We start from the raw sequence: 24,788 nt of genomic DNA on the forward strand, positions 1-24,788 counted from the left end.
GCCCTTAACCAGAAAAATTGTCGAAATTAAGATCATAAATTCAGATAGATACCGTGTTATCCCGTAAAAAACCCTAATTTTCCCTTCCATCGACCTCGCGCCCGCGTTAATACCATTGCTCATCGGACAAATCGTCTCGTGCGCGCCGTGCAATTGCAGGGTGGCCACCCGTAATTGCGTGCGGGTGGGAGCGGAGAAGGCGTGTCTGCAAATGGGGTCCTCGGCGCGAAGAGGGCTCCCAGAGCGGGGAAATGGGGAAGTGTCAGGCGCGGATTTCGGAGGGTATAATGGACAGGCTTATTCGCCAGTAGGCGATAAGGACCGGTTCGTGCTGCCTCCGCAATTCCGCAACGCCGTCAAGGAATCTTCCAACGGTCGGATGCTCTGCCTGGTCAAGCACCAGAAGCTCAAATGTCTCGTCGGCTTCGGGCAGTCCCGCCACGCGGAACTGGAAGCACAACTCGACCGCGAAGAAGAAGTCGCCATCCGAGTTGGCCGCGATTTCGACCGTGATACCCGTGCATCGCAATTGTTCGGCTATGTCACGATCCCGTTCGACGACAGCGGCCGCTTCGTGATGCCCGATCACATTCGCACGCTGGCGAACATCGAGGACGGTTTGTTCTTCAACGGTGCCGGCCGTTTCTTCACCATCTGGAACCCTGCGGAACTCGCCCGGATGGACGATGAATGGATTGGCGCTAAAGCCGCCTGCGACAGCCTGATCGCCGAAGCGCAGACCAAGGGACGCGGCAAATGAGCGGCGCTGGCCCCACTTCACCCCATGTCCCCGTGTTGATGCAGGAATGCGTTGCGGCCTTGGCCCCGGCGCCCGGTGACGTGATTGTCGATGCGACCTTCGGCGCGGGCGGATACAGCCGGATGCTGCTGGATGCGGGCGCGACGGTGCACGCGTTCGACCGCGATCCGGATGCAATTTCCGCTGGCAGCAAATGGCCCGAAACCCGGGAAGACCCGCCGCGGCTGGTACTGCACGAACGCCGTTTTTCCGAAATGGCCGAAGCGCTGGCCGAAGTTGGCGTCGAGCAGGTTGACGGTGTCGCGATGGATATCGGCGTATCTTCCATGCAGCTCGACCAGGCGGAGCGGGGTTTTGCCTTTTCGCAGGATGGGCCGCTCGACATGCGCATGTCGCAGGACGGCATGAGTGCCGCCGATTTCCTCAACACCGCCAGCGACGAAGCAATTGCCAACGTCCTTTATCTCTATGGCGAAGAGCGCCAGTCCCGCCGCGTTGCCCGGGCCATCGTGGCAGCGCGCCCGCTGGCGACGACCGGTGAACTCGCCCGAGTGGTACGTAGCGCGCTCGGCTATCACCCCGGTGCGCCGAAGGATCCCGCTACGCGCAGTTTTCAGGCCATTCGCATCCATGTGAATGCGGAACTCGACGAATTGACCGGCGGTCTTTCCGCGGCCGAAAAGGTTTTGCGCGAAGGTGGCAGACTAGCTGTCGTCAGCTTTCACAGCCTGGAAGACCGTATCGTGAAACGTTACCTGCGCGATGCGTCCGCCACCGGCGGCGGTTCACGGCACATGCCCGAAGCAGAACCGAAACCCGCGATCTTCACGGAAGTTTCGAAGGCAATTCGCCCGTCCGCACGGGAAGTTAATGATAATCCGCGCGCTCGTTCGGCAACATTGCGTCATGCCGTCCGCACAGCAGCGCCGGCGAGGGAGGCCGCATGATGCCCTATGGTAGCCGCCTTCGTCAGACCGGCTGGATCGTATTGCTCGCCCTGTGTGCAGCAGTGTTCCTGGTGCTGACCTTCCATGTCAATTCGGTAAAGAACAAGGTGCATCTGGCAGAGCGCACGATCATTGCGCTCGAGCTTGAGAAGCAAACGCTCGAAATCGAGTTCGAAGCGCGCGCAAACCAGCAGCAATTGGCCAATTGGAACAAGATCGATTTCGGTTACGATGCGCCGAAGGCCAACCAGTATCTCGACAGTCCGCGTCAACTCGCGGCACTGGGGCTTGCGCGCGGTCCGGGCGCACCGGAACCCATCCGTGTAGCGCGGGCCGAGACTGAAGACGAAACGACGCTGATCTCGATGGTTTCACCGCTGACCGGGACGTCGGACGATCAGGAGCAGAGCTCCAGATCGGACCGCAGCAACCGGTCTTCCGGCCAGTCACTCGCCGACCGATTATCACGCAGTTCGGGTTTCAGCGGCCAAATCGCACAGGTGACCGAATGACCACAATGCTAGCCAGCACCGCCGTATCGTCGGGCCGCGTCCGTTTCGTAAGCCTTCGCCAGCATTCACTCGATGTCGCGCGGCTCCGGGTACTATGGCTGGCCATGCTGTTTGCGCTGGTCGCAGCGGCGGCGATCGTCCGGATTGTCCAGGTCGGAATGGGCGGCAGCGGGCCGCGGATGACAACCCTGTCCGAAGCCTTGCTACCTGACCGCGGTGAAATCACCGACCGCAATGGCGCTCCGCTCGCCCGGGCATCATCGGGCTTTGCGCTGTGGTTCAACCCCAAGGCCTTGGGCGATCCGGCCAATCCGCTGGTCCGCTCGCCTGTGGATGTCGCGGCACGGCTGAAAGCGATCTTTCCGGATCTGAACCAGGCGGATGTCGCTGACAAGCTGGCATCGGGCAAGGCCGGGTACCTGCGGCGCCGAATTCTGGGCGAAGACGCGGACCTCGTGCAGCGAATTGGCGAGCTGGCACTGGAAATGCCGCCCGAGAGCGACCGTATCTATCCGCAGGGCTCGATGGGGGCGCATGTTCTGGGCTATGTCGATTCCGCCGGTAACGGCAAGGTCGGAATGGAGCAGGTCCTAAACGACCATCTCAACAATCCCCTCACGCGGGGCGATCCGGTGGCACTGTCGATCGACTTGCGAGTTCAGGGCGCGCTGGAAGATGAACTCCGCCGCGGAATGTTGTCCACCAACGCGATGGGCGCGGCCGGCATCGTGCTCGATGTCGACACCGGCGAAGTTATGGCACTGGCATCGTTGCCGGAATTCGATCCGAACAAGATCGATGCCGCGGGCGTCAATCTGATGTTCAATCGGGTAACCAACCAGGTTTATGAACTCGGCTCGACCTTCAAGCCGATTACTATTGCGTCGGCAATCGATGCGGGCGTGGTCCGCGATTTCGGCAAGCGCTATCAGGCAAACCAACCGATCAAGGTCGGGCGTTTCTCGATCAAGGACAGCCATCCACTTGGAGCATCGCTGAACGTCCCGGAAGCCTTGATCCATTCTTCCAATATCGTGACCGCAGAAATCGCCGACGAACTGGGCGCTAAGCGCTTACGCCAGACGATGATCGACCTCGGCATGAACGAGCGGCCCTATATCGAACTGCCGGCCAAGGGATTTCCGATCTGGCCGGGCGACAATTGGCCGCGCCTGCGCAACATGACCGTCAGCTACGGGCACGGTATCGCCGTGACCCCGCTCCATCTCGCCAGCGCTTACGCCGCGATGGTCAACGGAGGCATCTGGCGTCCCGCGACCTTGCGTAAACTCGAAGCGGGCGAAGCGCCCAAGGGCCGCCGCGTATTCAAGGCTTCGACCAGCTACCGGATGCGCCAGCTTCTCCGGATGATCGCGGTCTACGGGACGGGCAAGAACGCCGACGCGCCCGGGTTCCGCGTCGGCGGCAAGACCGGCAGCGCGGAAAAGCCTGGCAAGGGCGGTTACCGCGAATCCTCGCTTGTCTCGACCTTTGCCGCCGCCTTCCCGATGGACAACCCGCGCTATGTGATCATCGCGATGCTCGACGAACCCAAGGGCACGACCGCGAGCTCGTTCCAGCGCACTGCGGCATGGAATGCAGCGCCTGTTGTTGGCCGTCTGGTGCCGCGCATCGGCCCGGTGCTGGGTGTCCGCCCGGACGATCAAGCGGATGTCGATATCAGCGACCTGCGTCCCTTGATCCAGAGCGCGATCAAATGAGCATGGCCCGATGAAGCTGGGCCAGCTTGCCAGCGGTGCGGGCCTCACCCTTTCCGAAGGTGCGGATCTTGACGTGACGGGCTTTGCAATCGACCACCGCAAAGTCGCGCCGGGCACGGTCTTCGGTGCATTCCAAGGCGCAATCGTCAACGGCGAAGACTTCATTCCGGCAGCGATCGCTGCGGGCGCAGCGGCTATCGTGGCGCGGCCGGATGCAAGTGTGGACGGCGCGGTCCACATTGCTTCCGAAGTTCCTCGGCGGACATTTGCTGCGCTGGCCGCCCGGTATTTTCGCCCCGTTCCCGCCACGATCGTCGCGGTAACCGGTACCAACGGCAAGACGTCCTGCGTCGAAATGACCCGCCAATTGTGGCGCGTGTCGGGCCACCGGGCGGCGTCGATCGGAACGCTCGGGGTGACGACGCCCGACGAAAGCGTCTCGACCGGATTGACCACGCCCGACATCGTGACCTTTCTTGCGAACATGTCCGGACTTGCTCGTGAGGGCGTGACCCATGTCGCTTACGAGGCATCGAGCCACGGTCTGTCCCAGTTCCGCAATGAAGGGCTCAAGGTTGCTGCGGCGGCGTTCACCAACTTTAGCCGCGACCATCTCGATTATCATGCGACAATGGAAGAGTATTTCGCCGCCAAGATGCGCCTGTTCGATGAAGTCGTTGCGGACGAAGCTACCGCGGTAATCTGGACCGGTGGGGGTGAGAAAAGCGACCCATGGAGCGCAAAGGCGAGGGAACATGCCCGCAAGCGGGGCCTGCGGACATTCGCGGTGGGCGAACGGGAAGCCGGCGATGCCGATTCCATCCAGCTGCTATCCCGCACGCCGACTCAATTGGGGCAAAGCCTCGAAATCATCCATGCCGGAAAAGCACGTCGGGTGAACCTGCCGCTGATCGGTGCTTACCAGGCGCAGAATGCACTCGTTTCCGCTGCCCTCGTGCTCGCAACAGGCGGCGATCCCGGGGCAGTGTTCGACGGCCTGTCCAGGCTCCAGCCGGTGCGCGGGCGCCTGGAGCGTGCGGCAATCACGCACACCGGCGCGCCGGTCTATGTCGATTACGCCCATACCGCGGATGCGCTCGACGCCGCGATCGCGGCACTCCGGCAGCACGTCAAAGGCCGGCTGGTCACAGTTTTTGGTGCCGGAGGAGACCGCGATCAAGGTAAGCGGTCCGAAATGGGGTGGGTGGCCGCGGAGAAATCCGACGCGGTTATCGTGACCGATGACAACCCCCGCAGCGAAGATCCCGCGGCGATACGCGCGGAAATCCTGCGCGATGCTGCCGGTGCTGTGGAAATCGGCGATCGGCGGGAAGCAATTTTTGCCGCAATAGCCCAGGCGGGACCGGACGACATCGTTCTGATCGCGGGCAAGGGACATGAACAGGGCCAGGTTACCGGCTCGGGAGAAACCATGCGGATATTGCCGTTCGACGACGTAACGATTGCCCGGGAAGCCGCCGCGGCCAAGGGGAAATTGTCATGATCGCGCCGCAAAGCCGGATGAGCGCCCTGCGCCATTGGCCGGTGACAACCCGCGACCGGTTGCCGATGGCGCTGTGGGATGCTCAGTCTCTCGTCGCTGCGATGGGCGGCACGGCAAGCGGCAGTTTTCAGGTTTCCGGCGTTGAAATCGATTCCCGCGACATTCGTAGCGGTGACCTGTTCTTCGCCCTGAGCGGGGAAAGTACGGACGGACACAAATTTCTCGACAAGGCATTTGCGAACGGCGCCGCGGCAGCGGTGGTCGACCGGCCGATCGACTTTCCGCACATCCTCGTCGCCGATACGAACCGCGCACTCGAAGCACTCGGCCAGGCGGCGGCGGTACGCTGTTCCGCCGTGCGGATCGGGGTTACCGGATCGGTCGGGAAGACCGGGGTGAAGGAGGCAATATTCGCGGCGCTCGACCGGACCTGCCGCGGGCAGGCGCACCGCTCGGTTCGCAGTTACAACAACCATGTCGGCGTCCCGCTCAGCCTCAGCCGGATGCCGGCCCGCAGTGAATTCGGCGTGTTCGAGATGGGCATGAACCATGCAGGCGAGATCGCTCATTTGACGGGCCAAGTGCGCCCGAATATCGCGCTGATCACGACAATCGCACCGGCCCATATCGAAAACCTCGGCAGCCTGGAGGCCATCGTGGATGCCAAGGCGGAGGTATTCGCCGGAATCGAGCAGGGCGGCACCGCGGTAATCCCAGCCGACACTCCGTATTTCGAGCGACTGCGCGATCACGCAATTCGCGCCGGGGCCAAGGTCATTTCTTTCGGCACTGCCGCCCACGCCGATGTCCGGCTGCTCGATGCGATCCCGTCCGCTAATGGCGGTTCGCTGGTCACTGCCGATCTCGGAACCACGCGGATGTGTTATTCCGTGGCCGAACCGGGCGAGCACTGGATCGCCAACTCGCTGGCGGTAATGGCCGCAGTCCGCGCGGCTGGCGGGGATCTGGGCGCGGCCGGCCTGGCGCTGGCGGAAATGGGCGGGCTGAAAGGCCGGGGGGCGCGTCACCAGATCAAGGCACCGGGCGGCAAGGCGCTGCTCATCGACGAAAGTTACAACGCCAATCCCGCATCAATGCGGGCGACCCTGCGCGCGCTCGGACAAACCCCTGCCACCCGGCGGGTCGCCGTGCTTGGATCGATGAAGGAACTGGGCGATTTCGCACCGAAATTCCATGAACAGCTGGCTGAACCCTTGGCCGGAGCCGATGTCGATTTCGCGATCCTCGTCGGCGAGGAAATGCGGGCGCTTGCGCTTCACTTGGGGAAAGGCGGCGGTCACGCGCTTGGCAAGGGGCTGTCCTTCGCGCATTGCGATGGTCCTGCCGAAGCGATTGCAGCGCTGGAAGAGTTCGGGATCACCGCCGGTGACGCCATTCTCGTCAAGGGTTCCAATTCAATTGGTCTCGGCAGGCTCGTAACCCGTTTCACTAACCGGGAAAGCTGAATGCTCTACCTGATCGCCGAATGGATGGGGTTCGAAGGGATAGCAAACCTGGTCCGCTATCAGACCTTCCGTGCCGGCGCGACGCTAATGACCGCGCTGGTCATTGGACTAATTATCGGACCACGGATGATTTCCATGCTTCGCGTCCGGCAGGGCAAGGGGCAGCCGATCCGTGCCGACGGGCCGCAGACGCACCAGATAAAGGTCGGTACGCCGACAATGGGCGGCCTGATGATCCTGATTGCGGTGCTGCTCGCCATGTTGCTGTGGATGGATTTGACCAATCCGTTTGTCTGGGCCTGCATGGCGGTGACCGCCGGTTTCGGGATTGTCGGTTTCCTCGATGATTACGATAAGGTCACCAAAAACAGCCACAAGGGCGTTTCTGGCCGGGTACGCTTGCTGATGGAATTCGGCGTGGCGGGTGTGGCCTCGTGGCTGATCGTCAGCCAGATCAACACCGATCTGTATGTGCCGTTCTTCTCCGATCGGGTGATCCCGCTGGGGCCGTTCTATTATATCTTCGCCGCCACCGTGATGGTCGGGTTCGGCAATGCCGTGAACCTGACCGACGGGCTGGACGGGCTGGCAACGATGCCGGTGATCATCGCGTCGGGAACCTTCGCGATCATCGCCTATCTGGTGGGGCGAGCGGATTATTCGGCCTATCTCGGCATTCCCCATGTGCCAGGGGCCGGGGAGATGGCGATTTTCTGTGCGGCGATCATGGGGGCGGGTCTTGCCTTCCTGTGGTTCAACGCGCCGCCAGCAGCGGTGTTCATGGGGGATACCGGCAGCCTGGCGCTGGGCGGTGCCCTCGGCGCCATTGCCGTCGCCACCCACCACGAGATCGTGCTGCTGATTGTCGGCGGGTTGTTCGTCGTCGAAGTGGCGTCAGTGATCATTCAGGTATTCTGGTTCAAACGCACCGGCAAACGCATCTTCCGCATGGCTCCGATCCATCACCATTTCGAACAATTGGGATGGAAGGAATCGACCGTGGTGATCCGGTTCTGGATCATATCGATCGTGCTTTCCTTGATGGGGCTGGCGACGCTGAAACTCAGATGACCGCTTCATGATCACCTCCTCGGCCTTTTCCGGAAAAAATTACGCTGTTCTGGGGTTGGCCCGGTCGGGGCTGGCTGCCGCGGAAGCCCTGCTGGCGAGTGGCGCGAATGTAACCGCATGGGACCGGCAGGATGTTGCGCGGGACCGGTTGGCAGGGCGCGCCATACTGGCCGACCCGCTGGAGATCGACCTCACCGGATTTGACGGACTGGTGGTCTCGCCCGGCGTCCCGATCAATTCCCATCCGATTACCGCCCGGGCTGCCCGTTTCGGGGTTCCGCTGATCGGCGATGTTGAATTGTTCGCGCTCGCCCGCAGCGAATTGCCGCCGCATAAGGTCGTCGGGATCACCGGAACCAACGGAAAATCGACGACTACCGCGTTGGTCCATCATATCCTCGAAACTGCCGGGCTGCCGGCGCGGATGGCAGGCAACATCGGCCTGCCGATCATGGGCCGCGATCCGCTAGAGCCCAATGATGCGGGACCGGGCGTCTATGTGCTCGAATTATCGAGCTACCAGATCGACCTGACCCGATCGCTGGCGTGCGAGGCGGCGGCGCTGCTCAACATCACGCCCGATCATCTCGACCGGTATGAGAGCTTCGACCATTACGCGTTTTCCAAGAGCCGCCTGTTCGCGATGCAGGGCAGTGAACAGTTTGCCGTGTTCGGCGTGGACGATGCGCCGACTCGCGCGGTAATGGCAGCGGAACGGGCACGGCGGCCCCAAGGCTGCGCTATCGCGATCGACCCTGATGCGATCGCTTCGATGCAGGGCGACTGGCCTTCGTTGCAGGGTCCGCACAATCTCGAAAATGCTGCTGCTGCCGTCGCTATTGCAGCGCGATTGGGCGTGGGTGCGGACATCTGGCGCAAGGCGCTAACAAGCTTCACCGGCTTGCCGCACCGGATGGAGCGGGTGGGCGAATTCGGCGGTGTCTTGTTCATCAACGACAGCAAGGCCACGAACCAGGCCTCTACCGCCCCGGCTCTCGCCGCGTTTGCTCCCGATCCGGACCCGCGTATCCACTGGATTGTCGGCGGACTGGCAAAGGAAGATGGTCTCGGCGATTGCGCCCAGCACCTGGGTAATGTCGCTGCCGCCTACACAATTGGCGAGGCCGGACCGCGTTTCGCCGAGTTGCTGGAGCCCGCCGTTCGGGTCGAGCGGTGCGAACTCCTATGTGAAGCGGTCCAGCGAGCGATGGCGGCTGCGAAGCCCGGCGATGTCGTGCTGCTGTCACCGGCCTGCGCGAGTTTCGACCAGTTCCTGGATTACGAGAAGCGCGGCGAGCATTTCCGCAGCATGGTGCTTGCCCTGACCGGCGGCGGTGAGGCGTGAATTCATCCCGTCCCTATATTCCGCAAGCCGGGAAACGGACCGTCGAGCGGCCCCAATCGCCTGACCAGTTCCGCAAATCCAAGCGCGCGGAATTGCGGATCTGGTGGCGCGAGATCGACCGGGTCCTGCTCAGTCTGATCCTGGCGCTGATGGTTATCGGTACGGCTGCGGTCGCCGCGGCGTCGCCCGCCAGCGCGTCCCGGCTTTCGACGACCGATGTGACGCTGCCAGACCTATATTTCTTTAGCGCGCATATCCGCTGGCAACTCCTCGGACTGGTCACTCTCGTCGGGGTGTCGATGCTGGCGCGGGAAAATGCCCGGCGTTTGGGCGTGATGCTGGCCGGTGCGATGGTGCTGCTGCTGTTCCTCGTCCCGATTGTCGGCAACGAGGTCAACGGCGCGCGGCGCTGGATCAACCTGGGCATGAGTTTCCAGCCGTCCGAATTTCTCAAGCCCGGCTTCGCCATCGCCCTCGCCTGGATATGGTCGTGGCGGCTGCGCGACCCGGGCATGCCGGTAATGTGGATTGCCACCGGGTTCATGGTGCTGGTTGCCGCGTTACTTATGCTGCAACCGAATTTCGGCGACACCATCCTGTTCTGCGGTGTCTGGTTCGTGCTGCTGGTGCTATCAGGTGTTTCGGTGCAGCGGATTGGCGCCGTGTTCGCAGGCGGCATGGCCTTGGTCGTCGCGACATACTTCCTGTACGATAACGCGCGCCACCGGATCGACGCCTTTTTTGGCGGCGGCACGGCTTTCGACCAGGTCGACCTCGGGCAGAGAACATTGCTGGCGGGCGGCTGGACCGGCACCGGGTTCTGGCTCGGCCTGCGGAAGATGAAGCTGCCCGAAGCGCATACCGACTACATCTTCTCCGTCATCGGCGAGGAATTCGGGCTGATCGCATGCGCGATCATCGTGATCCTGTATCTGGCGATCATGGTGCGTGTACTCGTCCGGCTGGTTAACGAGGAGGACCTGTTCACCGTAATGGCGGCGGCAGGCCTCGCCACCCAGATCGGCGGGCAGGCTTTCATCAATATTCTGGTCAACCTGCAGCTTTTCCCCTCAAAAGGCATGACATTGCCGCTGGTCTCCTATGGCGGATCGTCCACGATCGCTGTATGCCTCGGGGCCGGCTTGCTATTGGCGATTACGCGCCGCAATCCGTTCCTTTCGCGGGAAACACCGGGTTTGCGGCAGCTTCTGTCGGAAGCCAAAGCAGATATTGCGGGGCGTTCGGCAGGCGGCTCCGGTCAAGGAGATCGCGCATGAGCGATGCGAACCGCCATTACGTACTCGCCGCGGGCGGGACGGGCGGACATCTTATCCCGGCATTCGCTCTTGCGAGCGAGCTTGAGCGGCGCGGTCATCACGTGGCGTTAATCACCGACGCGCGCGGCGCGGAAATACCGGGCAAACCGGATTTCCTGCCAGCCCACGTCCTGCCAGCGGGCCGGTTCGGCAAGAACCCGCTCAGCTGGTTCAAGGGCGTCCGCGCCGTGTTGGAGGGCCGCAGCATGGCGCTGCGCCTATTCGAAACGTTCGAGCCCAGCGCCGTCATCGGCTTTGGCGGTTACCCGGCGCTGCCCGCCCTGCTGGCGGCGACATCGGCGAATATACCAAGCATCGTCCACGAACAGAACGCCGTGCTCGGCCGGGTGAACCGGTTGCTCGCGGGCCGGGTTCAGGCGATCGCCACCGCCTATCCCGATGTGAAGCGGCTGAAGCCAAAGCACGCTGGCAAGGTCCATCTGGTCGGCAATCCGGTGCGCGGCAGCGTTCTGGCGCTGCGTGACGAACCCTTTCCGGCTTTCAGTGAAGACGGTCTGCTGCGGGTGCTGGTGACCGGCGGAAGCCAAGGTGCGCGCATCCTGTCCGAAGTGGTTCCGGACGGGCTCGCCATGCTGCCACCTGCTTTGCGGTCGCGCTTGCAAGTCACGCAGCAGTGCCGCCCGGAAGATATCGACGCCGTACGGGAGCGTTATCGCAGTCACGACATTCCCGCCGAACTCGGCACCTATTTCGAAAATATGGAAAGCCGGCTCGCCGATGCGCATCTGTTCATTGGCCGCGCCGGGGCATCGACCATTGCCGAATTGACCGCGGTGGGCCGTCCGGCAATCCTAATCCCGCTGCCGATCGCGACGGACGATCACCAGAATTTCAACACCCGCGAAATGGTCAAGGCAGGCGGCGCGCGCGCGATCCGGCAGGGCGATTTTACTCCGGGCCAAGTGGCCAAGCAAATCCAGGCGATGGCGCAGCGGCCCGAAACCCTCGCCACCGCAGCCCATGCGGCGTGGAATTGCGGACGCCCCAAGGCCGCGTCAGACCTGGCCGATTTGGTGGAAAGTTTCGGCGGCAGCGAGTTGATGGATGTGATCCGGGTCGGCGGTAACAACGCCCGCGCCGCATCGCAGGGCGAACGTGTAGCGCAAGGCTCCGCGCGGGATGAAGCCGCGTGAGGGGCGTCGGGATCGAGATCGGGACGATCCATTTCGTCGGCATCGGCGGTATCGGGATGTCCGGCATTGCCGAAGTGATGCACAATCTCGGCTACAAGGTGCAGGGCAGCGATATTGCCGAAGGACCGAGTGTCGAGCGCCTCCGTTCGCGCGGCATCGCGATATCGATCGGCCATGCCGCGGAAAATCTGGGTGATGCCGCGGTGGTGGTCACTTCCACCGCAGTAAGGCGCACCAACCCCGAAGTCGCCGCCGCGCTGGAAGGCCGTATTCCCGTGGTCCGCCGCGCGGAAATGCTAGCCGAATTGATGCGGCTGAAAAGCACCGTCGCGGTTGCTGGGACGCATGGCAAGACCACCACCACGTCGATGATCGCGGCGTTGCTCGACGCGGGCGGGATCGATCCGACCGTGATCAACGGCGGGATCATCAATCAATACGGGTCCAACGCCCGCATGGGTGATAGCGACTGGATGGTAGTCGAAGCGGACGAAAGCGACGGCAGCTTCCTCCGACTCGACGGAACCATCGCGGTGGTTACCAATATCGACCCCGAACATCTCGACCATTATGGCAGTTTCGAAACGGTGAAGGATGCCTTCGTCGAATTTATCGAGAACGTGCCGTTCTACGGTGTGGCAGTGTTGTGCATCGACCATCCCGAAGTGCAGACCGTGATAGCGAAGGTCCGCGACCGCCGCGTCTTGACCTATGGGTTCTCCGCGCAGGCCGATCTTCGCGGCGAGAATGTGCGGTCCGAAGAAGGCGGCAACACTTTCGATGTGGTCTTGCGCGAACGCGACGGATCGACGCGCCGAATCGAGAATATCCACTTGCCGATGCCCGGCCGGCACAATGTCCAGAACGCGCTGGCGGCGGTGGCGGTCGCGCTCGAAATGGGCTGTCCGGCCGAAGTCATCTGTAACGGTTTTGCCGCGTTCGACGGGGTCAAGCGGCGCTTTACCAAGGTAGGCGAAGTGGCGCTTGAAAGGGGCAAGGCGGTCATCATTGACGACTATGCGCATCACCCGGTGGAAATTACCGCAGTACTGTCGGCGGCGCGGGAGACGACCAGTTCTTCCAAGGGCGCAGGGCGCGTGATCGCGGTTGCACAGCCGCACCGTTACACAAGGCTTCGCGATTTGCTGGGCGATTTCCAGACCGCGTTCAACGACGCCGACGTGGTGTTCGTCGCGCCGGTTTACGCTGCTGGAGAAGATCCGATCGAAGGCGCGGATGCCGCAGCGCTGGTGTCAGGCCTTAAAGAACGCGGGCATCGCTCCGCCTCTACCATTTCGGGGCCGGAAGAACTTGCCGGCGAACTCGCCGGAATGCTCCAGCCGGGCGACATGGTGGTGTGCCTCGGTGCGGGCGACATAACCCGGTGGGCCGCGGGGCTTGGCGAAGCGGTACAGGCGCGGATGATGGCGGCGGCGGAATGACCATGCCGCATCAACCGGACGACTGGAATATGCTCGACGATGGCTCCGCACCGAACTGCGAAGTCGAAGGCGCCGCGGCTTCTCCAGTGCCGATCCAGGGAATTCGCGGGCGACTGACCTCACAGGCGCCGCTGGCAAAGCTCGTATGGTTCAAGGCGGGCGGACCAGCGGACTGGCTGTTCGAACCCGCCGACGCGGCGGACTTGCGCGAATTTCTCGAACGGCTTGACGGGGAACTGCCAGTCATGGCGCTCGGCCTTGGTTCCAACCTGATTATCAGGGACGGCGGTATTCCAGGCGTAGTGATCCGTCTCGGCAAGGCTTTCGCCGGCGTAACCGACCTCGGTGATCATGTCCTCGAATGCGGCGGCGGGGCGAGCGGCATCCTGGTGTCGTCCTCGGCGCGCGATGCCGGTATTGCCGGGCTCGAGTTCCTCCGCGGTATTCCCGGCACGGTCGGCGGGTTCGTGCGTATGAACGGCGGCGCATACGGGCGCGAAGTCGCGGACGTACTGATCGATTGCGACGTGGTCATGCCGAACGGATCTTGCATCCGGTTGCCGGTGACCGATCTCGACTACCGCTACCGCCATTCGGCCTTGCCCGACGGCGCGGTGGTGGTGTCGGCCCGGTTCCAGGGCGAAGCCGGAGACCCGGCGGTGATCGGCGCGGAAATGGACCGGATCGCGCAGGCCCGCGAAGATTCGCAGCCGCTGCGCAGCAAGACCGGCGGTTCCACCTTCAAGAACCCCGAAGGTCGCAAGGCCTGGGCTCTCGTAGACGAGGCTGGCTGCAGGGGGCTTACGCTAGGTGGGGCCCAAGTGAGCGAGAAGCACACCAATTTCCTGATCAATACCGGCGATGCGACCAGCGCCGATATCGAAGGCTTGGGCGAACTGGTTCGAGACCGGGTCCGTGCGCATTCGGGCGTTGCGCTGGAATGGGAAATCAAGCGGGTGGGCCGGCCGACATGACTTTGCAGAAACTCCACATTGCAGTCCTGATGGGCGGCTGGGCCAACGAACGCTCCGTCTCGTTGATGTCCGGCAAGGGCGTTGCCGACGCGCTGGAATCGCGAGGCCACCGCGTCACCAGGATCGACATGGACAGGCGAGTTGCCGCGCGCATCGCGGAGGCTGCGCCCGACGTGGTGTTCAACGCGCTCCACGGCGTACCGGGTGAAGACGGGACGGTGCAGGGCATGCTCGACCTGATGGGCATTCCCTATACCCATTCCGGCCTCGCAACCTCGGTCATCGCGATCGACAAGGAATTGACCAAGCTGGCGCTGGTGCCCCGCGGCATCCCGATGCCGGGCGGCCGGATTGTCGCGAGCGAAGAACTCTACCGGGCCGATCCGCTGGCGCGGCCATATGTGCTTAAGCCGGTGAACGAGGGTTCGTCGGTCGGCGTCGCCATCGTCACGGACGAAAGCAATTACGGCAACCCGATCCGCCAGGATTCTGCTGGACCATGGCAGGATTTCGAGCACTTGCTCGCCGAACCATTCATTAGGGGGCTGGAACTCACCACCGCAGTGATCGACAGCGCGGACGGACCGCGGGCCCTGGGCGTTACCGAACTGAAACCGAAATCGGGCTTCTACGATTTCGACGCGAAATACACCGAGGGTATGACCGATCATATCTGCCCGGCCGACATTCCCGAGAACATCGCCCAATTGTGCTGCAAATATGCGGTCGAGGCGCACCGCGTTCTCGGGTGCCGCGGCACTAGCCGGACCGATTTCCGGTGGGATGATGAACGCGGCGAGGCCGGGCTGTTCGTGCTCGAAACCAACACCCAACCCGGCATGACCCCGCTTAGCCTGGTGCCTGAACAGGCGCGCCATTGCGGAATGGATTACGCCGACTTGGTCGAAGCCATAGTGGCGGAGGCGCTGCGCACCTATGATGTGTTGAACCAGCGCGCAGCAGCTCGCGGCGGGGGCGGCGATGGCGACGATTAAGCGCGGCGGCAAGGGCGTGCGCCGATCGGCCGCGTCAACCCAGCGGGCCAACAGCGCACGCCGGGCGAAGGCCAAGACCAGTTCATTCATGGACGCGGTAATATCGATCCTGCCGTTCACCGAGGAGCAGCTTCACCGCGTTTTCCTGGCGGTCATCCTTGGCGGCGCGGCGGCGCTGGCGTGGTTCATCGCCAGCCTGGCGGGAGTGCCGGCGATGGCGCAGCAGCAGATTGCCGGGCTCGCAGCCGATGCCGGCTTCGTGGTTCGCCGGGTCACTGTGACCGGTGTCGAGCGGATGAACGACGCCCGGGTCTATAACAGCGTGCTACGAAAGCAGGACCAGCCCATGCCGCTGGTTGACCTCCAGGAAGTCCGCAGCGATTTGCTCCAGCTCAGCTGGGTAAAGGATGCGCGCGTTGCGCGGCAACTGCCCGACACGCTCCTGATCGACATCGTCGAACGCAAACCCCACGCCGTACTGGCGAAGCCCGACCGGCTGGTGTTGATCGATGCGACGGGGGCCGAACTGGAGCCGGTATCGAAAGCAAATGCCAAGGGTATGCTGGTCGTTTCGGGGCCGGGCGCAAAGTTGCAGGTCGAAGAACTCGGAAAGCTGTTGGACGCCGCGCCCGCCCTGAAGCCACGCGTCACCGCCGCCGAATGGGTTGGTAACCGGCGCTGGGACCTGACCTTCGATACGCGCCAAGTGCTTGCGCTACCCGAGGGAGGCACCGAATCCGCCGCGGCGCTGATCTCCTTTGCCAAGCTTGACGGGGGTAGCCGGATGCTGGGCGGCAAGGTGGCGACGTTCGATATGCGCGCGCCCGGACGGATTTACATGCGCGTTCCGGGCCGGGCGCAGGAAGAACTCAAGATGAGTGGGGGCAGTTGATGGCGATGCCGCGGATCAGCCGGGTTTTCGGCGCAGTGAACGTGGGATCATTCCGAATTTCGGCGATGATCATGGGGGTTTCGGAAACCGGGGAGATGGTAGTCCTGGGATCGGGGCACCGTGCCAGCCAGGGCATCAAGCGCGGGTATGTCACCGATATGGCCGCGGCAACCTACGCCATCCGCGATGCAGTGGAGCGGGCCGAAAAGAACGCCGGTACCAGCATCTCCAGTGTCTGGATCGGATGCGCCGGTGCGGGCCTCAAGAGCCGCATCGCCGAAGTCGAAATCGAGATCGGAGGACGCCGGATCGAAGAAGAGGACATCGAACATCTGCTGATCGCGGCGCGCGACAACATCCAGCCCGATGGCCGCATGGTGCTCCACGCACAGCCTGCGCATTACACGCTCGACGGCGCCAACGATGTCGCCAACCCCAAGGGCCTCCATGCGGAACGACTGCGGGTCGACGTCCACGTCATGCTTGCCGACGGTGCACCGGTGCGTAACCTGATCGAGGCGGTGCAGAACGCGCATCTGGACGTCGAATCCGTGGTCGCCGCACCCATTGCGGCGGGCTATGCTTGTCTGACGCCGGAAGAACGCGAACTCGGCACCGCGCTGATCGAGATTGGCGGGGAAGTCACCAACGTCTCGGTCTATCGCAAGGGCATGTTGCTAGGCCTCAGCGCGATTCCGCTGGGTTCGGCGGATATTACCGACGCGGTTGCTTCCGCCTTCGGTATCCGGCGCTTCCAGGCCGAGCGGCTCAAATGCGTTGCCGGTTCTGCCATTGCCAGCCCGACGGATCATCGCGAGATGATCCCGGTCAACGGCCCGGGCGAAGAAAGCTCCGGCCCGGTCGCACGCGGTGCGGACGAACAGAATCGTATCCCCCGCGCCGAACTGGTGTCCGTTGTCACGCAGCAATTGTCGCGGTTGACCGATGAAGTCGGCCGATCGCTCAAGGAGCTGGGTTTTTCCGGTGCAGCGGGCAATCAGGTGGTTCTGACCGGCGGCGGAGCAGAACTCGCCGGTTTCGCAGAGTTCGCCCAGAGCGCGCTGGGCCGCACAGTCCGGATCGGCAAACCGCCGGCCCTGCGCGGATTGCCTGAAGCCCATGCGACGCCCGGTTTCGCGACGCTGGCCGGCCTGTGTATCTATGCAGCAAACGATCCGGTGGATATCCGTTCCATCGGTCCGAAACACCAAGCGACGACACGATATTCCGGTATCAGGATTTTCAGCCGCGTTTTGCGGGCAGCAAAAGAGTATTTTTAACGCGAGGCACAGGTGATACCCACCGAATTAACCACTGTGGATAAGCGGATGCGTGCTATGCAAGCACGCCTCGCTTTGTGCCAAGCTATTCCGCGAAGTTTCTACAAGCCTTACGCCTCCTGGAGGGAAGTTAAATGAGTATCAATATCGGTCCCGCGGCAACGGATGACATGCGTCCGCGCATTACCGTTATCGGTGTCGGCGGCGCAGGCGGGAACGCTATCGCCAACATGATCCATTCCAACATCGAAGGTGTCGAATTCATCGTCACCAACACCGATGCGCAGGCGCTGTCCAACGCGGTCGCCGAAAAGCGGATTCAGCTTGGACCGGACATCACTGGCGGACTGGGCGCCGGCGCACGGCCGGAAGTCGGCAAAGCGGCAGCGGAAGAAACCGTTGCAGAAATCGAAGACGCGTTGGAAGGCGTCAATATGTGCTTCATCGCCGCAGGCATGGGCGGCGGCACCGGTACCGGCGCGGCTCCCGTGATTGCGGAAGCGGCCCGGCGCAAAGGCGTGCTGACAGTCGGTGTTGTGACCAAGCCGTTCCTGTTCGAGGGCACCCGGCGGATGCGCGCCGCGGAAGCCGGGATTGTCGAACTGCAGAAGCATGTCGACACCCTGATCGTAATTCCCAACCAGAACCTGTTCCTGATCGCGAAAGCGGACACGACCTTCAAGGAAGCCTTCATCCTCGCCGATGAAGTCCTGCAGCAGGGCGTCCGCTCGATCACCGACTTGATGGTCATGCCGGGCCTGATCAACCTCGATTTCGCCGACGTCCGCTCGGTCATGAGCGAAATGGGCAAAGCGATGATGGGTACGGGCGAGGGCGAGGGAGAGAACCGCGCACTCGACGCAGCAGAACGCGCGATTGCCAACCCGCTGCTCGATGGCGTTTCCATGCAGGGCGCCAAGGGCGTGATCATCTCGATCATCGGCGGCGAAGACATGAAGCTGCTCGAAGTGGACGAAGCCGCGAACCATATTCGCGAGCTGGTCGACGAAGATGCAAACATCATCTGGGGCTCGGCGTTCAATCCCGACCTCGACGGGAAAATCCGCGTTTCGGTTGTCGCCACCGGTATCGAAGCCAACCTAGACACCGCGCCGATGGACCGGTCTTCGCTGTCTCTCGGCAGTTCGCGGGCGCCCAAGCGTCCGGTGCTGGAACTGCCGGGTGAAGATGAATTTACCGACGAAGTGACGCCCGAAACGGCGGAAAGTTTCGCCAATCTGGGCTCCTTCGAAACGGACGAGGAAGGCGAGTTCGACGAGGATGGCGACGTTGACGGCATCGTCGATCCGCTGGCAGGCATCCGTAGCTACGAAGCCGACGATAACGGCCCCTTGTCAGATCCCGCCGACGACCGGAGCGCTTCGGATTTTGACGGACATCGCGGTTTCGGATCCTCCACCGCAGAAGAAGACAGCAAGGACGACGAACCCCTGGACCTTCTCGCCGAGTCCGAAGAGAACGATTCAAAGCGGTCCCAGGACGAACTGCTGCTTGGAGGCGGACAAACGAACAGTTCAGCCAAGCCGGACGGGACCGGTTCGGAAGACGATTCCGCGCGCCGCCGCGGGCTGGTAGCAGGCGGCACTTCCAGCGCGGGCAGCACTTTGTTCGAACGTATGGCCAACCTGTCGCGGGGGGCCTCGGCCAGCCGCGAAGAGGAAGAGGATGAAGGCGACGACGATTCTGGCGATAGCGCCTCACTCAGCATTCCCCGTTTTCTCGGGCGTCAGAACAACCAGTAATTGAGCCATTTAGCCAGTCGCCCCGCAGTGCGTTTTTCGCAGCGCGGGCGACTGGTTGCCTGCCGATCACCGCGCCGCCGTGTCCGGCTGCCTCACTGCGGTTGCCGCAAGTCGTTACGGCGCTATTCAGCGATCATTGGCTAAAGGCCCGGCGTAGGCTGGAGGATAGCGGCGTGTGACGCGCCCGTTCCCGCCGATACCGGCTGAAAGGATATGTATCGTGTCCAAATTCGAAGCGCGAAACCGCATTTCCGCAGCTGTCAGGTTCCTGTGCCTCGGCGGAGCGGCGGCATTTGCCCTTCCCTTGGCGGCGCAGAACGGTGAGGCAGCGCAGTCGCGCGCGGTCGTTCAGGCCCTTCCTCCCGCAGGGGTTGAGGATCTCAACATTGCACTGTCGCGACTGGCCCGCAATTCGCGTGACCTCAATGCGCTGATCGATGCAGGAAATGCCTCGCTGAAGTTGAACGATATCGATGCGGCGATCGGATTTTTCGGACGTGCGGATGAACTGTCGCCCGGAAATCCCTTGGTGAAGGTCGGACTAGCGGGGGCGTTCGTACGGTCCGAGCGTCCGATCGAGGCGCTACGGCTGTTCGACGAAGCGGAACGGGCGGGTGCCTCCACCGCCGCGCTCGCTGAAGAACGCGGGCTGGCATTCGACCTGGTGGGCGATCCGGTGTCGGCGCAGGCCCAGTATGCCCGGGCGATGTCCCTTAGCCCGAACGACGAACTGACCCGCCGCATGGCTCTGAGCCAGGCCATTTCCGGTAACCGTGTGGCATTTGAAAAAACCCTTTACCCCCTGCTCGAAAGGCGCGATCTCGCAGCCTACAGGACGCGGGCGTTTGCCTTGGCAATCCTCGGCGAAGAAGACGAAGCGGTCGCGATTGTGAAGGCGGTCATGCCGCCGGAGCTATCCGCTCGGATGACCCCTTATCTAAACTATATGAACCGGCTGACAAAGGCTCAGCAGGCCGCCGCCGGTAACCTCGGGATCTTTCCCCGGGCAGCCCAGATTGGACGGGATGACACGCGAATTGCCCAATATTCGGGGCCAGGTACAAGCTCCTCGCCGCCTGTCCGCAATGCAGACGCGGGGTTGACGCCGCAAGGCCCGCCGCTCGGGCCGGCGAACGCCGATAGTTCCAGCACCCGCCGCCGCCCCGATCGCGGCACCAGCGCCGTAGCCGTGCCAGCGCAGGTTCCGGGTTCCGGTCAGGCAACCGTCCAGACAGTCCAACTCGCGGCCGATAGCGCGATTGTAGGTCCGCAGCCTGCCAGCAGTGAATTGCCGCCGGTGACCGGGGGCGTCCGCCCCGGTTTCGATTTGGCGCGGGCGGGCTCGACTTCTGCAAATCCGCCTACGGTCCAGCTGGCGTCGGAGAATGTGGCGGTAGTTCAGCAAATTCCCGCAGCAAGTCCGCAAACCGCGCCGGTACCCGTCACCCCTTCGCTGAGCGTCGCGGACGCTTTCGCCGGATTGACGTTGCAATCGGTGGTTCCCACCACCGCGGGGGCGGTAGATATCACCGCGATCAAGCCGAAGCGCGAAATCGCAGTGAAGCCTGCGCCGAAACCGGAACCGAAACCGGCAGCGAAGCCTGAGCCGCAGAAGCATCCGAGCCGCATCTGGGTGCAGGTTGCCACCGGCAGGGACCGCGACGCACTGGCGTTCGACTGGCGGCGGATAAGCCGGAAGGCTCCAACGGTGCTGGGCGACAAGGCCAAGCCGGCGGTCAAACCTTATCTGGCGGATTGGGGGCAGACAAACCGATTGCTCGCAGGCCCATATGCGTCCGAGAAGGCGGCCCAGTCTGCCGTCGCGGCGCTGAAGGCGGACGGGATCGACAGCTTCACCTTCACCAGTTCAACTGGCGAGGAAGTGGATGATCTGCCTCGCTAAAGTTGAAGTAATCCAGGGCCAAGCGGCGGATTTGCAAAGTCTTTTGCACAGGCTTTGAACAGGCAAGTTTATTTCTCCCCAACTGCCCGACGGATGTCCATTGCGGAATCAGGCCAAGGCAAGGCATCTCCCCGATCGATGGCCAGCACCCTGGCCCGCAAATGGGACGCGTAATGAGAGCCGGTCAGACCGAATTAGTAGCGAATGATGATGCGCCTCCGGTCGATATGCTTGCCGCGCTGTTCGAAGCGCGCGGCTGGCCCTTCCAGGCGGTTTCGGACGATGAGATGTCGGGCGAAATCCAGGGCAGCTGGGCCAAATACCAGCTACGGTGCATTTGGCGGTCGGAAGATAACGTGCTGCAGCTCCTGTGCCTGCCCGATATTCGCGTCGCCGAAGACAAGCGCAGCCAGGCGTTCGAACTGGTAGCGATGGTCAACGAACAGATGTGGCTGGGGCATTTCGACGTCTGGTCCAATGGCGGGATGCTGCTGTACCGTAACGGCGCAATGCTGGGCGATGACGGGCTCCTTAGTCTCGACCAGGCGCAGGCGCTCGTCGAAACTGCGGTCGAGGAATGCGACCGGTTCTATCCTGCGTTCCAGTTCGTGCTGTGGGGCGATAAATCCCCCAGGGACGCCCTGGAAAACGCGCTGGTGGACGCAGCGGGCGAGGCTTGATACCCCGCACGCGCCGGGACGGTTCCGGTGCGTTGGGAAGTAGAATTATGGCGTTGGACAAGATCCTGATCGTGGGCTTTGGGAAAATGGCGCAGGCCATGGTCGAAGGCTGGCTTGCCTCGGGGATATCACCTGACCGGTTCGCCATCTACCATCCGCGCCGGTCCGAAGCGCCTGCCGGAATAGCGCTTCACAACGAATGGCCGGACGAGCATTTCGATGCCGTTCTGCTGGCGGTGAAGCCGCAGATGCTGGGCGAGCTCGCGCCTCAACTTGAGCCTTTGATCGGTCCCGATACGGTGCTTGTTTCCGTACTTGCGGGCATCGATCTGGCCGGACTGCGGAGAGTATTCCCTCGTGCGGGCGGCATTGCGCGGTTCATGCCCAATCTTGCGGTTGCCTTGCGGAAATCACCCAATGCCTTGGCGGCCACGGGTCTGGACGATGCGCAGCGGGAAGAACTTACCCGGCTTGCGGAAGCGGTCGGCAGCGCCGAGTGGCTTGACGATGAAAGTCAGTTCAATCTCGTGACCGCGCTGGCCGGTTCGGGGCCAGGCTTCGTTTTCCGGTTCATCGACGCGCTTGCCGGCGGTGCAGCGGACATGGGGCTGGACCGGGCGCAGGCCGACCGCCTCGCGACCGCGATGGTGGAAGGAGCCAGCGCCTTGGCGGGGGCCTCGGAACATTCTGCGGCCGAGCTAGCGGCCCGTGTTGCGAGCAAGGGCGGGATGACCCAGAAGGGCCTTGATGTGCTCGATGACGGTGCAGCATTGCAAGAACTGCTTCGGGAATGCTTGCGCGCCGCGCGCGACCGAGGTGCCGAAATGGCGGAAATGGCCGGGGACAAGGGTTAAAATCCCGCTAACTTTTCGCACACACGGCAGGTGGACCGAATTTGTCCGGTTTTACTTGAAAAATACCCCGCTTACCCCGATATTGTTTCCAGAACCGGTGCCGGTACGGCGCCGGAAAAGGAGTAATGATCACAATGGCAGATTGGAAAGATCCCCGCACCGCACGTACGGGTTTCGGAACGTCTCCAAACCTGACGGGTGAAGTTGCCGGCCGCGAGATTTTTGACGCGGGCCTGCGCAAGCACATGCTGTCGATCTACAATTACATGGCGTCGGGCGTCCTGCTGACCGGTATCGTCGCGCTTTTGACGGCACAGTCCGGCTTGGCGCTGACTTTCGCAAGCGGTCCGATGATGTGGCTGGTAGCCCTGTCGCCGCTCGCAATCGTGTTCGCGATGAGCTTCGGCCAGAACAAATTCTCCACCGCAACTCTGCAGGCCATGTTCTGGGGCTTCGCGGTGCTGATGGGCTTGTCGCTGTCGACCATCTTCCTGGTCTACACCGGCGGTTCGATCGCAGCGACGTTCTTCGCTACGGCGGGCGCGTTTGCCGGCCTTAGCCTGTTCGGTTACACCACCAAGAAGGATTTGTCCGGTTGGGGCAGCTTCCTGATCATGGGCGTGATCGGCCTCATCATCGCCAGCGTCGTGAATATCTTCATGCAGTCCAGCGTGCTGGAACTTGCCGTGAGCTTCCTCGGTGTGCTGATTTTCGCGGGCCTCACCGCCTACGATACGCAGCGCCTCAAGCGCGAATATCTGGCCATCCAGAACGCCAAGGTAACCAACCCGGCAATGGCGCAGGCATTCCCCGTCGGCAAGATGGTGATTATGGGTGCACTCAGCCTGTACCTCGATTTCATCAACATGTTCCTGTTCCTGCTGCGGTTCATGGGTTCACGCGAGTGATCTCCGACCGCTGGCCGCGTGCCGGCGGATTCAACTGACCGCATACAGGACTCGTCCTGACGATGCCCGGAGTGCTCAATGCATTCCGGGCATTTTCTTTGTCCGCGCATGGCGTTAGATAATGTCGCGCAACGATTAGCGGATTCAGCGCAGCGAAAGGCTTCGCCCGTTACCGTTCTGACAACAAGGGGTCCGGCCGTGATGCCGGACGAACAGGAGAGCCGCGTTTAATGTCCGAATCGAGCCAGCCACCAATTCGCATTATCTTAGTGGCTTGCGGACTGGCCGCTTTGGCAGCGTGCGCTACGCCTCCGCCGCCGCCCCCGCCGCCTCCGCCGCCGCCGCCTGTTCAGGTAGTAATTCCTGCGCGGCCGATTCCTCCCAGTGGGGCCGTTTCATTGATGGCAATCCCGGCTGTCGGCGCCGATGGTATTCGTCAGACGGTCAATTACAACATTACCCCCGAGCAGACTGTATGGAACTTGCGGTCTGCCCTGAATGTCGCGGCGCTGAATTGCCAAGACCCCCAGCATGCCACCATCCTTCCAGCGTATGCCTCGCTGCTCACTCGCAACAAACGCGAATTGACCTCGGTAAACCGGGAAGTGACCAAGCAATTTCGCGATCGTTACGGATCGCAGGGCCAAAATGCGCAGGATGACTATATGACGCAGGTCTATAATTATTTCGCGCTGCCCCCGGCGATCGATGAATTCTGCAATGTCGCGACACGGGTGGCCGACGAATCGCTGGCGGTTGCCCCGGCGGACCTCGAAACTTTCGCCGCTCGCGGGCTTCAGTCACTGGAAGCTGTGTTCGAGGACTTCTACCGTTCCTATGAGCAATACCGGGTCAATGTCGCCATGTGGGATGCGCGCTATGGTCCGCCGCAGGCTGTCAATCCGGCATCCTATACCGGCGCGGCATATTATACTCCGGCGGACCAGGGGTTCGGCCCCGAAGTACGCGGCGAACCGGTGTTCATTTCGGAGCCGGTCGTTGAACGTCCGGATACCGCTCTGACCGCTTCACCCGGTGTTTCACCCGAAACGGCACTAATTGCCGCGCCCCCGACCGTCGAAACCGGTTCGACGATTACCCCGTCGATATTTGCCGAACCTGCAACGAGCCCGTCCCCTTCCGCAGACATGCCGTCCGTCGACACCCCGGTTACCGAGGCGCCAGCAGACGGGGTTCCAGCATCGGAAACGGTTTTCGTGTCCAATCCGGTCGTCGCTCCGATACCCGAGGAGGGTGACTGAGGATGCGTTGCGGTCCCCTGGGACAATAAGACCCGAGGC

At 62.6% G+C, this 24,788-nt stretch carries 21 protein-coding genes; all 21 read left to right on the forward strand.

What is annotated here, in order from left to right; all coding sequences use genetic code 11:
* Positions 1-259 precede the first annotated feature (259 nt).
* A complete protein-coding gene (locus GRI65_RS12060; protein ID WP_332872648.1) occupies positions 260-760 on the forward strand; it encodes a division/cell wall cluster transcriptional repressor MraZ in 501 nt (166 codons plus the stop codon).
* On the forward strand, positions 757-1,707 hold the full coding sequence (gene rsmH / locus GRI65_RS12065; RefSeq protein WP_160756815.1) for a 16S rRNA (cytosine(1402)-N(4))-methyltransferase RsmH: 951 nt from the start codon (positions 757-759) through the stop codon (positions 1,705-1,707). The genes GRI65_RS12060 and rsmH overlap by 4 nt, the downstream gene beginning before the upstream one ends.
* Positions 1,704-2,219 (forward strand): hypothetical protein, encoded by a 516-nt coding sequence (locus GRI65_RS12070; protein WP_160756816.1) that lies wholly within the window; start codon positions 1,704-1,706, stop codon positions 2,217-2,219. The genes rsmH and GRI65_RS12070 overlap by 4 nt, the downstream gene beginning before the upstream one ends.
* Positions 2,216-3,940: a peptidoglycan D,D-transpeptidase FtsI family protein gene (locus GRI65_RS12075; protein ID WP_160756817.1), complete on the forward strand. Its 1,725-nt coding sequence runs from the start codon at positions 2,216-2,218 to the stop codon at positions 3,938-3,940. Before GRI65_RS12070 ends, GRI65_RS12075 begins: the two co-directional genes overlap by 4 nt.
* 10 nt (positions 3,941-3,950) lie before the next feature.
* On the forward strand, positions 3,951-5,444 hold the full coding sequence (locus GRI65_RS12080; protein WP_160756818.1) for a UDP-N-acetylmuramoyl-L-alanyl-D-glutamate--2,6-diaminopimelate ligase: 1,494 nt from the start codon (positions 3,951-3,953) through the stop codon (positions 5,442-5,444).
* Positions 5,441-6,910, forward strand: coding sequence for a UDP-N-acetylmuramoyl-tripeptide--D-alanyl-D-alanine ligase (locus GRI65_RS12085; RefSeq protein ID WP_408609050.1), 1,470 nt, complete (start codon positions 5,441-5,443; stop codon positions 6,908-6,910). Before GRI65_RS12080 ends, GRI65_RS12085 begins: the two co-directional genes overlap by 4 nt.
* Positions 6,911-7,981 (forward strand): phospho-N-acetylmuramoyl-pentapeptide-transferase, encoded by a 1,071-nt coding sequence (gene mraY, locus GRI65_RS12090; protein WP_160756819.1) that lies wholly within the window; start codon positions 6,911-6,913, stop codon positions 7,979-7,981.
* A gap of 7 nt (positions 7,982-7,988) precedes the next feature.
* The gene (gene murD, locus GRI65_RS12095) at positions 7,989-9,326 is read left to right on the forward strand and encodes a UDP-N-acetylmuramoyl-L-alanine--D-glutamate ligase (protein WP_160756820.1); all 1,338 of its coding nucleotides are present in this window, start codon (positions 7,989-7,991) and stop codon (positions 9,324-9,326) included.
* 17 nt (positions 9,327-9,343) lie between these two features.
* A complete protein-coding gene (locus GRI65_RS12100) occupies positions 9,344-10,603 on the forward strand; it encodes an FtsW/RodA/SpoVE family cell cycle protein (protein WP_332872660.1) in 1,260 nt (419 codons plus the stop codon).
* Positions 10,600-11,796 (forward strand): undecaprenyldiphospho-muramoylpentapeptide beta-N-acetylglucosaminyltransferase, encoded by a 1,197-nt coding sequence (gene murG / locus GRI65_RS12105; RefSeq protein ID WP_160756821.1) that lies wholly within the window; start codon positions 10,600-10,602, stop codon positions 11,794-11,796. Before GRI65_RS12100 ends, murG begins: the two co-directional genes overlap by 4 nt.
* Positions 11,793-13,238, forward strand: coding sequence for a UDP-N-acetylmuramate--L-alanine ligase (gene murC, locus GRI65_RS12110; RefSeq protein WP_160756822.1), 1,446 nt, complete (start codon positions 11,793-11,795; stop codon positions 13,236-13,238). Before murG ends, murC begins: the two co-directional genes overlap by 4 nt.
* Positions 13,235-14,212 (forward strand): UDP-N-acetylmuramate dehydrogenase, encoded by a 978-nt coding sequence (gene murB / locus GRI65_RS12115; protein WP_408609051.1) that lies wholly within the window; start codon positions 13,235-13,237, stop codon positions 14,210-14,212. Before murC ends, murB begins: the two co-directional genes overlap by 4 nt.
* Entirely contained in the window at positions 14,209-15,207 is a 999-nt protein-coding gene (locus GRI65_RS12120) for a D-alanine--D-alanine ligase (protein WP_160756823.1), read from the forward strand. Before murB ends, GRI65_RS12120 begins: the two co-directional genes overlap by 4 nt.
* Positions 15,194-16,099, forward strand: a complete 906-nt coding sequence (locus GRI65_RS12125) for a cell division protein FtsQ/DivIB (protein WP_160756824.1) — start codon at positions 15,194-15,196, stop codon at positions 16,097-16,099. The genes GRI65_RS12120 and GRI65_RS12125 overlap by 14 nt, the downstream gene beginning before the upstream one ends.
* Positions 16,099-17,379, forward strand: coding sequence for a cell division protein FtsA (gene ftsA / locus GRI65_RS12130; RefSeq protein WP_160756825.1), 1,281 nt, complete (start codon positions 16,099-16,101; stop codon positions 17,377-17,379). The genes GRI65_RS12125 and ftsA overlap by 1 nt, the downstream gene beginning before the upstream one ends.
* 134 nt (positions 17,380-17,513) lie before the next feature.
* On the forward strand, positions 17,514-19,142 hold the full coding sequence (gene ftsZ, locus GRI65_RS12135) for a cell division protein FtsZ (RefSeq protein WP_160756826.1): 1,629 nt from the start codon (positions 17,514-17,516) through the stop codon (positions 19,140-19,142).
* A 220-nt stretch (positions 19,143-19,362) separates the two neighbouring features.
* Positions 19,363-21,045 carry an SPOR domain-containing protein gene (locus GRI65_RS12140; protein ID WP_332872649.1) on the forward strand — a complete coding sequence of 561 codons (1,683 nt, stop codon included), beginning with the start codon at positions 19,363-19,365 and terminating at the stop codon, positions 21,043-21,045.
* 173 nt (positions 21,046-21,218) lie between these two features.
* Positions 21,219-21,725, forward strand: coding sequence for a type III secretion system chaperone family protein (locus GRI65_RS12145; RefSeq protein ID WP_160756827.1), 507 nt, complete (start codon positions 21,219-21,221; stop codon positions 21,723-21,725).
* 47 nt (positions 21,726-21,772) lie between these two features.
* Positions 21,773-22,579: a pyrroline-5-carboxylate reductase family protein gene (locus tag GRI65_RS12150; RefSeq protein WP_160756828.1), complete on the forward strand. Its 807-nt coding sequence runs from the start codon at positions 21,773-21,775 to the stop codon at positions 22,577-22,579.
* Between the two features lie 134 nt (positions 22,580-22,713).
* Positions 22,714-23,487 carry a Bax inhibitor-1/YccA family protein gene (locus tag GRI65_RS12155; RefSeq protein ID WP_160756829.1) on the forward strand — a complete coding sequence of 258 codons (774 nt, stop codon included), beginning with the start codon at positions 22,714-22,716 and terminating at the stop codon, positions 23,485-23,487.
* 401 nt (positions 23,488-23,888) lie between these two features.
* Entirely contained in the window at positions 23,889-24,749 is an 861-nt protein-coding gene (locus tag GRI65_RS12160; protein WP_160756830.1) for a hypothetical protein, read from the forward strand.
* Positions 24,750-24,788 lie beyond the last annotated feature (39 nt).

The sequence above is a fragment of the Allopontixanthobacter sediminis genome (assembly GCF_009828115.1).
In the GTDB taxonomy this organism is placed as follows: domain Bacteria; phylum Pseudomonadota; class Alphaproteobacteria; order Sphingomonadales; family Sphingomonadaceae; genus Allopontixanthobacter; species Allopontixanthobacter sediminis.

What these genes read in the sequence shown, in the direction of transcription:
- rsmH (WP_160756815.1), top strand. Translation starts at nt 757, where the DNA reads ATGAGCGGCGCTGGCCCCACTTCACCCCATGTCCCCGTGTTGATGCAG.
- GRI65_RS12070 (WP_160756816.1), top strand. Translation starts at nt 1,704, where the DNA reads ATGATGCCCTATGGTAGCCGCCTTCGTCAGACCGGCTGGATCGTATTG.
- GRI65_RS12075 (WP_160756817.1), top strand. Translation starts at nt 2,216, where the DNA reads ATGACCACAATGCTAGCCAGCACCGCCGTATCGTCGGGCCGCGTCCGT.
- GRI65_RS12080 (WP_160756818.1), top strand. Translation starts at nt 3,951, where the DNA reads ATGAAGCTGGGCCAGCTTGCCAGCGGTGCGGGCCTCACCCTTTCCGAA.
- GRI65_RS12085 (WP_408609050.1), top strand. Translation starts at nt 5,441, where the DNA reads ATGATCGCGCCGCAAAGCCGGATGAGCGCCCTGCGCCATTGGCCGGTG.
- mraY (WP_160756819.1), top strand. Translation starts at nt 6,911, where the DNA reads ATGCTCTACCTGATCGCCGAATGGATGGGGTTCGAAGGGATAGCAAAC.
- murD (WP_160756820.1), top strand. Translation starts at nt 7,989, where the DNA reads ATGATCACCTCCTCGGCCTTTTCCGGAAAAAATTACGCTGTTCTGGGG.
- murG (WP_160756821.1), top strand. Translation starts at nt 10,600, where the DNA reads ATGAGCGATGCGAACCGCCATTACGTACTCGCCGCGGGCGGGACGGGC.
- murB (WP_408609051.1), top strand. Translation starts at nt 13,235, where the DNA reads ATGACCATGCCGCATCAACCGGACGACTGGAATATGCTCGACGATGGC.
- GRI65_RS12120 (WP_160756823.1), top strand. Translation starts at nt 14,209, where the DNA reads ATGACTTTGCAGAAACTCCACATTGCAGTCCTGATGGGCGGCTGGGCC.
- GRI65_RS12125 (WP_160756824.1), top strand. Translation starts at nt 15,194, where the DNA reads ATGGCGACGATTAAGCGCGGCGGCAAGGGCGTGCGCCGATCGGCCGCG.
- ftsA (WP_160756825.1), top strand. Translation starts at nt 16,099, where the DNA reads ATGGCGATGCCGCGGATCAGCCGGGTTTTCGGCGCAGTGAACGTGGGA.
- ftsZ (WP_160756826.1), top strand. Translation starts at nt 17,514, where the DNA reads ATGAGTATCAATATCGGTCCCGCGGCAACGGATGACATGCGTCCGCGC.
- GRI65_RS12145 (WP_160756827.1), top strand. Translation starts at nt 21,219, where the DNA reads ATGAGAGCCGGTCAGACCGAATTAGTAGCGAATGATGATGCGCCTCCG.
- GRI65_RS12150 (WP_160756828.1), top strand. Translation starts at nt 21,773, where the DNA reads ATGGCGTTGGACAAGATCCTGATCGTGGGCTTTGGGAAAATGGCGCAG.
- GRI65_RS12155 (WP_160756829.1), top strand. Translation starts at nt 22,714, where the DNA reads ATGGCAGATTGGAAAGATCCCCGCACCGCACGTACGGGTTTCGGAACG.
- GRI65_RS12160 (WP_160756830.1), top strand. Translation starts at nt 23,889, where the DNA reads ATGGCAATCCCGGCTGTCGGCGCCGATGGTATTCGTCAGACGGTCAAT.